The 8814-nt window shown below is 30.9% G+C and carries 15 protein-coding genes; 7 read left to right on the forward strand and 8 right to left on the reverse strand.

Features of this window, described 5'->3' with window-relative positions; translation table 11 throughout:
- The 7 genes from Q0617_RS12960 to Q0617_RS12990 form a co-directional block, all read left to right on the forward strand.
- Window positions 1-1520, forward strand: a 1520-nt coding sequence (locus Q0617_RS12960) for a LamG domain-containing protein (RefSeq protein WP_298753757.1), incomplete at its 5' end; no start/stop codon positions are given.
- Between the two features lie 14 nt (window positions 1521-1534).
- Window positions 1535-2023, forward strand: a complete 489-nt coding sequence (locus Q0617_RS12965; RefSeq protein ID WP_298753758.1) for a hypothetical protein — start codon at window positions 1535-1537, stop codon at window positions 2021-2023.
- A 1-nt stretch (window position 2024) separates the two neighbouring features.
- Window positions 2025-2810, forward strand: coding sequence for a transglutaminase-like cysteine peptidase (locus Q0617_RS12970; protein ID WP_298753759.1), 786 nt, complete (start codon window positions 2025-2027; stop codon window positions 2808-2810).
- A gap of 60 nt (window positions 2811-2870) precedes the next feature.
- Window positions 2871-3242, forward strand: a complete 372-nt coding sequence (locus Q0617_RS12975; protein WP_298753760.1) for a hypothetical protein — start codon at window positions 2871-2873, stop codon at window positions 3240-3242.
- Window positions 3239-3619: a hypothetical protein gene (locus Q0617_RS12980; RefSeq protein WP_298753761.1), complete on the forward strand. Its 381-nt coding sequence runs from the start codon at window positions 3239-3241 to the stop codon at window positions 3617-3619. The genes Q0617_RS12975 and Q0617_RS12980 overlap by 4 nt, the downstream gene beginning before the upstream one ends.
- A 9-nt stretch (window positions 3620-3628) precedes the next feature.
- Entirely contained in the window at window positions 3629-3817 is a 189-nt protein-coding gene (locus Q0617_RS12985; protein ID WP_298753762.1) for a hypothetical protein, read from the forward strand.
- Between the two features lie 88 nt (window positions 3818-3905).
- On the forward strand, window positions 3906-4487 hold the full coding sequence (locus tag Q0617_RS12990; RefSeq protein ID WP_298753763.1) for a hypothetical protein: 582 nt from the start codon (window positions 3906-3908) through the stop codon (window positions 4485-4487).
- A 180-nt stretch (window positions 4488-4667) separates the two neighbouring features.
- Here Q0617_RS12990 and Q0617_RS12995 read toward each other — a convergent pair whose 3' ends face one another.
- From Q0617_RS12995 to Q0617_RS13030, 8 genes are all read right to left on the reverse strand, one after another.
- The gene (locus Q0617_RS12995; RefSeq protein WP_298753764.1) at window positions 4668-4790 is read right to left on the reverse strand and encodes a hypothetical protein; all 123 of its coding nucleotides are present in this window, start codon (window positions 4788-4790) and stop codon (window positions 4668-4670) included.
- Window positions 4791-4921: 131 nt separating this feature from the next.
- Complete coding sequence (locus Q0617_RS13000; RefSeq protein ID WP_298753766.1) at window positions 4922-5200, reverse strand: hypothetical protein; 279 nt, start codon at window positions 5198-5200, stop codon at window positions 4922-4924.
- Window positions 5175-5711, reverse strand: coding sequence for a hypothetical protein (locus tag Q0617_RS13005; RefSeq protein ID WP_298753767.1), 537 nt, complete (start codon window positions 5709-5711; stop codon window positions 5175-5177). The genes Q0617_RS13000 and Q0617_RS13005 overlap by 26 nt, the downstream gene beginning before the upstream one ends.
- Entirely contained in the window at window positions 5708-6235 is a 528-nt protein-coding gene (locus Q0617_RS13010) for a DUF3431 domain-containing protein (protein ID WP_298753768.1), read from the reverse strand. The genes Q0617_RS13005 and Q0617_RS13010 overlap by 4 nt, the downstream gene beginning before the upstream one ends.
- Window positions 6204-7193 carry a hypothetical protein gene (locus Q0617_RS13015; protein ID WP_298753769.1) on the reverse strand — a complete coding sequence of 330 codons (990 nt, stop codon included), beginning with the start codon at window positions 7191-7193 and terminating at the stop codon, window positions 6204-6206. Before Q0617_RS13015 ends, Q0617_RS13010 begins: the two co-directional genes overlap by 32 nt.
- Window positions 7178-8197, reverse strand: a complete 1020-nt coding sequence (locus Q0617_RS13020; protein WP_298753770.1) for a GDP-mannose 4,6-dehydratase — start codon at window positions 8195-8197, stop codon at window positions 7178-7180. The genes Q0617_RS13015 and Q0617_RS13020 overlap by 16 nt, the downstream gene beginning before the upstream one ends.
- Window positions 8194-8400: a DUF3310 domain-containing protein gene (locus tag Q0617_RS13025; RefSeq protein ID WP_298753771.1), complete on the reverse strand. Its 207-nt coding sequence runs from the start codon at window positions 8398-8400 to the stop codon at window positions 8194-8196. Before Q0617_RS13025 ends, Q0617_RS13020 begins: the two co-directional genes overlap by 4 nt.
- Window positions 8397-8814: hypothetical protein (locus Q0617_RS13030; RefSeq protein WP_298753772.1), on the reverse strand; the 418-nt coding region annotated here is incomplete at its 5' end. The genes Q0617_RS13030 and Q0617_RS13025, both read right to left, overlap by 4 nt.

Below are 8814 nucleotides of genomic sequence, written 5' to 3' on the forward strand. Positions count from 1 at the left end.
AAGGACTTACTTACAATGAAGCTTTAGATACTTTTATAGAACCATTAGCAGGTAACTTAGTACATTATTGGAAGATGGAAGATTTAACTGATAGTGTCGGTTCATTAGATTTAACTAATAATGGAGCTACATCAGGAGCTACAGGAATAATTGGAGATTGTTATTCATTTGATGGAAGTAATGATTATATAGATATTACTTCATCTACATTAGGAATAGCAAATAATTGGACAGCAAGTCTATGGGTAAATTGGGATAGCTTAGGTGCAACAGATTATATGCTAGATAGTTATTCATTTGCAGTTGGTGGAAATAATAGTAGATTCTTTTTATCAAAACTTAATACTAATTATTTTAGAGTAGATTTATATAACAGTTCAGGTACTTTATTTAAATCTTATACAGCAACTGATAATCAAATGAGTTCAACTGGTACTTGGTACCATTGTATGGCTACATGGGATGGAACAGATTTAAATTTATATGTAAATGGAAATTTATGTGCATTAACAAAATCAACTGATAATGCAGGTACTATGGCAGATGCTTCAAGAGAATTTACAATTGGTTCATTAACAGGAGGAAGTGCTAATTTATGTCCAGCAGATATAGATGAAGTGGGTTTGTGGGATAGAGCATTAACATTACAAGAAGCATCAGATTTATATTCACAAGGCAGAGCAACTACTTATGATGAAACAAATTTAGAATTTGTTGATGGAACTACTGAAGAATCATTAGGTATAAATTGTGTGTCTTATTGGAAAATGGAAGATGCAACTGATTCAGTTTCAGATAATGATGGAACTGTTACTGGTGCTACATCTGGAGTAACTGGCAAAATTGATAATGCATATTCTTTTGATGGAAGTAATGATGATATTTCTGCCAATGGTTTAGTCACTGATGTAGCTGGAACAAAACAAGGAACTATGGCTGCATGGATTTATATTGATGATTATGCTGCTATAAGACAAATAATGTCATTTGGAGATACTAATGCAAATGAAAGAATACAATTATATTTAGAAACAACAGGTGTATTAACAGCAGTTGTTCAAGATGGTGGAACTTTACAATGGGCAGTTGATACAGATTCAGCTTTACCGACAGGAGAATGGTTACACGTTGCACTTGTTATGGATGGAACTGAAGCAGTTTTATATATTAATGGTGCAAAACCAGCACAGGCATTTTTTGTTACAACAGATAAACTTGCGTGGCTTGACCAATGTACAGGAATAGATAATTTTTATATAGGTGCAAGAAATTATAATAATTTTGGGGTTATAAGTCCATTTAAAGGAGATATAGATGAAGCTGTTTATTTTGCAATACCATTATCAATTGGAGAAGTGCAATATCTTTATAATTCAGGAAGTCCAGGAGCAGCTCAACAATGGCCTTTTTCAGGTGCTGCTCCTCCAACAGGATGGACAGGAACAATATTGGGAGTGACAAATCCCTCAAAAATAAATGGAATAGCAGTTGCTAATATAGCAAAGGTTAATGGACAATAATAGGTGAAAAGAAAATGACATATACAACTTTTAGTGGAGATACTCCAGCATTAGCAAGTGAAATTAATGAAAATCTTACATACTTTCCAAGATATGATTATATTGGACAAGACCAAACATTAGGGAGTACAAGTGCTTCAACTGAAACAAAGATTGGGGAAGTGACAATTCCTGCGAATACAGTAACTAATGGTGTATTAGTTTTTGCAACAGGAGTATTAAGAATGACTGGTGGTGGGATTCAACCAAATAATGGAACTATAACTTTGAGGGCAGGTGCATCTACTACTATAACTTCCAATACAAGTGAGAAAAGTATTCAAAGGTCTTTTGATTCTGTAGCTGGGATTAATGCAGGATGGACTTCTGGATGGACAATAATAAAATATGTGACAAGTCCAACATGGTCTTCAACTAATTATATTCAAATTGGAGGAAGTAATAATAATGGTGCAGGTACATCAAGGGTGGATTGTGAATCATTAGTAGTATTACAATTTTAAAATGAACTGGTTTAAATCTATTTGGGAGAAGATTCTTGCTTTAGATAATAAAGAATTTGAAGATAAAATACTTGAATTAGAATCAGCTATATTAGATTACCAATTCGTAATAAGCCAAAAAGATATAACTATTGAAGAGAACTTAAAAATAATAAATCAATTCAAACAAGAACTTGAAGATGCAGAAAAAGAAATAGATGAATTATTTGATATGTTTGATGAAGTAGATGAATTGGAAACCTACTGGAATAATAAAAGACCTTCAATTAATTACAAATATCCTGCAAGACCAGGATTTAGTAAATCACAAAGAATACCAGTTGACCCAAGAATATTTTGGGTAAATGATAGTTCAATTCCAAGAATACTAACTGGAAATGATGACACAAAAGCAATGAATGCTTTAAAAAGAACAATTAAAGATATACAATACATCTCTGATACAAAACAATTCAAAGAAAACGAAGTATGGTTATTTCCATTTGAAACACAACACTTTGGCATGGGGGATTGTGAAGATGGAGCTATCTATTTAGCAAACATAATGCTCAAATCAGGTATTCCCTATTGGAGAATAAGGTTAAATGCAGGTAATGTTAAAGGAGGAGGTCATTGTTGGGTTACTTACCTAAGAGAATCTGACAACAAATGGTATATATTAGATTGGTGTTATTGGGCTGATGAATCCCTTAAATGGAAATTATGGGATGATGCAGAGAAATATTATGACATTTGGTTCAGTTGGAATAAGGATTTAATCTTTAAAGATGATGAATTGGATAGATGATATTTAGAGTACAATGTATTAAATGTGGGGATACCATGAATGCAAGTATGACAGATACTGATGCAATATGTGGTAATTGTAGAAAACCAAGATTATGAGGTAAATATGTCACAAGAAGGTATAGAGATAATTATGAACAATTATGACAATGCCCTAAATACATTTATTTCATCCAAAGAAGAATTCAAATATATTGATTTAATAATAAGAGATTTTCCAATTTGTGAAACAAAAGAAGATATATATGATATTGCATTAGACCAATATAATATATGGTATACTAAATATAAAAATAACTATAATGCTAAACTAATGTCATTACAAGATACAACATATTTTATATTAAGAACATATGAATTGGAAAATAAAATAGACTTCACTAAATATAAAGAACCTCCTAAAATGGGTTTTAAGTTTGGTGATAAAAAGTGAAACATAGAACTGCTTTAAGTCATGACCAATACCTTGAGAACTTAGTAACACATCTTAATTTGGTTGGGGAAAAAAGAGAAGAGATTAGTTGGATAATAAAAGATGGAATATGGATGTATGACAACTCAGTTCAATATCATAAATTAGCTGATTTAATATGTGTATATCAACACCCTTATGTATCTGCAATTGAATTGAAAGGTAGTAAAGGTCAAAGAACTAAAGCAAAGAAACAACTTGATTCAACAGCTCAGTTTATAAATGATATATTAGGTATACACGACTTTGGATTGAAGATTGTTTATTATACCAATGGAAACTATAGTTTCGAGAATATAAAAGCTTATAAAGGATTAAGTTATACCAGAAAGAAATAGGTGATAATTATGGAAAAACCAGTTAGTAAAGATACAAAATCATTTTTTAAATCAAAAACACTGTGGGTAGCAGTGATTAGTGTAGTCATGGGATTACTCCAATGGTTACAAGGACAAATTGAGGTTGGAGCATCAATCACATTAATGGGAGCTTTAATGGTTGCATTAAGATTGATAACTACAACAAAACTTGAATAAATCTATCAAAAGGTAATATCTATATAAATAATTAACTAATTAGTAGATATACCCATAACATTCCAACATAAATCATGAGGTGATATATATGGAAAAAAATACAAAAAAAGCTGTAGCTATTGGCTTAATTGCAGTAGCTGGTATCGGATTAGGTGGTATAGCTGGAGCAGTCATGTTCCCTAAAACTATTTATGAAGATGTAATTGTACCTGTAGAGGTAGAAAAGATTGTAGAAGTTGAGAAGATAGTCAACAATACAATAGTTGAAGAAGTTGAAGTACCTGTGGAAGTAATCACAGAAGTTGAAGACGAAGCATTCTTAAAAGTTGCTTGTGATAGACTTATGTACGAAGACTTACTTGAATGCAAAGAAGAAGTTGGAGCAGAAGATGCTGCTTTAAAACTAGCTTTAGAATTCATTGAAGAAGAGTTTAACGGTGATATTGCTGATGAACTTGAAGATGAAGGAATAGTATCTGATGAAGATGATGTAGAATTAGTTAAAGTCTACTCAGATTATGAAGATATTGAAATCCTTAAATCTGATTTTGATGATGAAGAATACAAGTTTGAAATCAAAGTCAAATATGAAGATGATGGTGATAAGAAATATAATCACTTAGTTATCTCTGTAGAAGACGGTGAAGCAGAACTTGTTAAAATCAAGTAAATTTGATGAATGGCTTTTAATAGCCATTCTTTTTTTCTTTTTATTTTTTACAATAGTCGTAGCTATAAGTAAATAGGAGGTAAGTAATATGAGATGTCAATTGTGTGGTACTTCAATGGTATCAGAATATGGATGTTGGAAATGTCCAAAAGAAGGTTGTGAATATAGTAGATGTGATGGTTAATCACACCCTACTTCATTATATTTCTTTTTTGCCATATCATAGTGTTGATATGACCATCCATACAATCCGAACTCTTCATTACCTGGGTAACGTTCTGTAAGGTTGCCATTACTGTTCACAGAACGAACGATTATGGTTTCATAACCTAATAATACCTTTTTAAAAAAGACCTCGTAAATAGCCTTATTGGCAACCTTCTCTAACTGTTTGAGAATTAACCCATTCTTTTTATATTCTTGTTTTAATTCTATCATTTCAATGGCATCTCTTTAACTTTATTTATATTATGGTATCTACCAAAGTATCTACCCATTGTATAAACTCTATTTGCTTCATACTTTAATAAGATTGCATCATTAGTTATTCTATCAACACCTAATACTGCTTCATACTCAGGTTTCTTATGCTTCTTATCATACATTATATTAAATCTTCTCACTTCATATGCTCTTTTAACATATCCTAATTTATAATCTATTGCTTCTTTAATCTTTTCTTCTAAATCATATACTTCTTTTATTGTTTTCATACTTACCAACCCCAAATATTATATATACTACTCTTTCAAAAGCCCAAGGTGCTTTATTTGTCATTAATAAAGCTTTATATACTCTTTCATAATACTTTTTAGGTTTTCTCTTAATCTGTTCAGCTTCAATACTGAAGAAACATCCTGCATTAAAGAAGAAACCATTTTGTTTACATTCAATACCACAATTCTTTAAAAAGACATCTATCTCCAAACCATTGTCATAAGGTCTTCCATCTAAATCTGATTGAATCTCTGCCATATCTGAATACCAATTGAACCCAGGTTCAGGATGTTCAAATACAGTATGAGCATCTTTATAATGGTGAAATGGATTACCTTGACAGAATATATAAATACCTTCCAATTCATCATAGTATTTAATTATATACCATATATAAGATAATGGTTCCCTACCTATATTAGGTAAGTGAACATCTTTTTGAACTATGAAATGGTTATATTCCTTTGCCCAATTCACATCTTCATTAAGTCTTGCTATTATTATCATTTAAATATCTGCCCCCACAAATATTCTAATGAATGTGTATATTCATCAGAAAAACTTACATAAGTAAGTAACTTTAAGTAATAAGATAATGGTCTATTTAATATACCTTCTTTTTTAACTGCCATTATTGCACCATAAGGGAATGATACTTTAACATTTGGTAACTCAAATAAATCTTGATACTTCTTTATTGGTTTAGGGTCTTTATACATAGTATTAGCTCCAGATTTAACCAGTAACATATTATCACTTAAAGGCGTATAATTATCTTTAATATTAATTTCTTTTATTTTCTTTATAAACATTTCACAATGGTCAAATGGATTACCTTGAGTGAATATTGTTAAATCTGATAAATTATGATAATTAAGACATATATGGTAAAGAAAGGTATGACTCTCTCTACCAATATTTGGTATGTCTTTAGATTTATCATAAATAGTTATTTTATAACCATCTACACCATCAATCCAACTAATATCTTCATTATATTTAGCAATCACTATTTCCTTTGTCAATGTCATTTATTAGTTCCTCCCAAATGATATAGGCTTTCTTTAATTTCTTAAAGTATTCCACTTCATGGGTTGGTTCAGCGTCATAAAGCATTACATTAATAAACTCTTTACCCAATACATCTTCTCCTTTTTCTTTCTTTAAATTAGTCCAAGGATTAGATGCTCTATTATGGATTACCATTGGATAACCAGTTACATGAACCTTACCATCTAAGTCTGCAAGTAGCTTTGAATAGTAACCTGCCCAAATATCTCCACATCTATCAATAGGATATTTAGTACCCATCAAAGGGAAGTACATATACTTAGTCCAATGTGTTTTCCAAGCTAAGTTCATACCACACATTGAATATAAACATCCACGTGGTATTTGTCCATCATAAAAATCCTCACATTTAGCTACATTCAATCCTTCATAAGCTATTTGTTGTTTAGCTGAATAATCAGCAACGTTAACCCAAGTTCCATGAGCTACAACTACTTCATTGTCTCCTGAATGAATAGAACCTCTTGGTACTTCTCCATTCATTGTACTAAAATAAATTGGGTCAATATTTGAAGGTGTAAATAGCTTATTATAAAACTTCATAATATGTCCTTTATCTAATGGTTCTAAGTCATCATCCAAAGTTACAATGAATTCTGGTTTATTCTTATAAGCCATTAAGTAACCATAGTTTCTAACTCCATCTGTTTGTCTTGGGATTATCCAACTATTCTTTCCTAAGTCTTTATCTATATCTCTCCAATCATACAGTTCATAAGTATATTTATGAATTGTTGAGTGCATTTCTAAAAAATTACTCAGTTGTTTCTTCTTCCTATCTTCAATGATTATTAAATGGCAACCTTCAAATTCATATTGCCATTTAATTAAAAATTTTTTGAAGAATTCATTATCCCTAATTGTTGGAATAACTATATTAGGTCTTCCTTGTCCATCTTTATTTATCTTCCTAACCATTTTATATTTTCCTCCTTTAATGTCCAGTTGATAATATTCTTAATACTATCTTCTACTTTATGAGGTGGTTCCCAACCTGCTTCTTTAAGTCTTGTTCCATCCAAACCATATCTCATATCATGTCCAGGTCTGCTCTCATGGAAATTAATCATCTTATACTTCAATGGTTTATCCATAAACTTAGCAATCAATTGTGCTAACTCTAAGTTGTCAAACTCTTTCTCTCCAACAACATTATATCTACCCTCTGCTGCATTTTCTTGATTTAAGGTATCAGAAGTCTTCTCTAAGATAAACTTAATTGCATTGGCTATATTTCTTGCATGGATATAATGTCTCTTACCTGCTTGAGTAAGCTCTGGATTAGCATGTATTTGAACTTCTTCTCCATCCAATACTTTATTCATAACTAATGGAAAGTATTTTTCTGGATGTTGTCTTTCTCCTAAGATATTCATTGAGTTGCTAATCACAATTGGTACCTTGTATGTATTAGCATAAGCCATACAAATACATTCTGCTGCTGCTTTACTTGCAGAGTATGGATTACCTGGGTTGAATCTATCTCCTTCTTTATAGTTAACTCCTTCAGGTGCTGTACCATACACTTCATCTGTACTAAAATATAACATCTTCTTTAATGATTTAAGTTTTCTTGCATACTCTAATACCATTAAGGTTGATTGTACATTGTTCATTACAAATGGTACTGGGTCTTTAATTGAATTATCAACATGAGAACCTGCTGCAACATGAAGTATGTAATCCACATCTCCAATTTCTTTAATCAACCCATCTCCAAATGGAGTGTTCAAATCATGAGTAAATACAGTTACTCTATTACTATCAAATGCTTTAATGTCTCTTAATTTATCAAATCCATTCTTTGATGAGTAGTCTAATCTACCAATTCCCACAATATCCCAATCTGTATTCTTCAAGTACTCTTCTACAAAGTGGTGTCCTACAAATCCCGTAACTCCAGTCAATAATATTTTAGTCATTCTTTTTCACCTTCAATTAACAATTCAATATAATGAATTGCTTTTTTCAAATCTTCAATACCATTCTTATCTTTATATCTACAAATATATTTAATAACATTACCTTGTGCATAATCTAAATTATTTTTCAAGATAAATTCAATTGGTTGAATCTTCATATTCTTATAATGATTACCTCCAATTTGTGTATCTGTTGCTTTCATAATAATACCACCTCATAACCAGTTAAGTTCTTACTATCAAAGAATAATTTAACCCATCCAGTTTGCCATGATGGATTAGGTGCAAATTCTTGTTGAGTGAAATCTTGCATACAAGGTGTACTAATCCAAATCTTCATACCATTTCTATCTGTCTTACTATGGACTGTATGTCTATGTACATGACCACTAATTCCTGACATACCATTAACTTCTAATTCTTTATTTGCTGAATACTTAGTTGTATATCTTCCATGCGTAAACAACATATTTTTATGTGTCCAATCATAACAAAGATGTATGCCGTAATCTTTAACTCTTAATAAATTATCTAATTTTAATACATCTAAGCCATACAACTCGTGGTTTCTTTTAAGATCTTTTTGTACTCTTGTTTCGTGGTTTCCAATTAGATAG

Source organism: uncultured Arcobacter sp., assembly GCF_937982575.1.
Classification (GTDB): Bacteria; Campylobacterota; Campylobacteria; order Campylobacterales; family Arcobacteraceae; genus Arcobacter.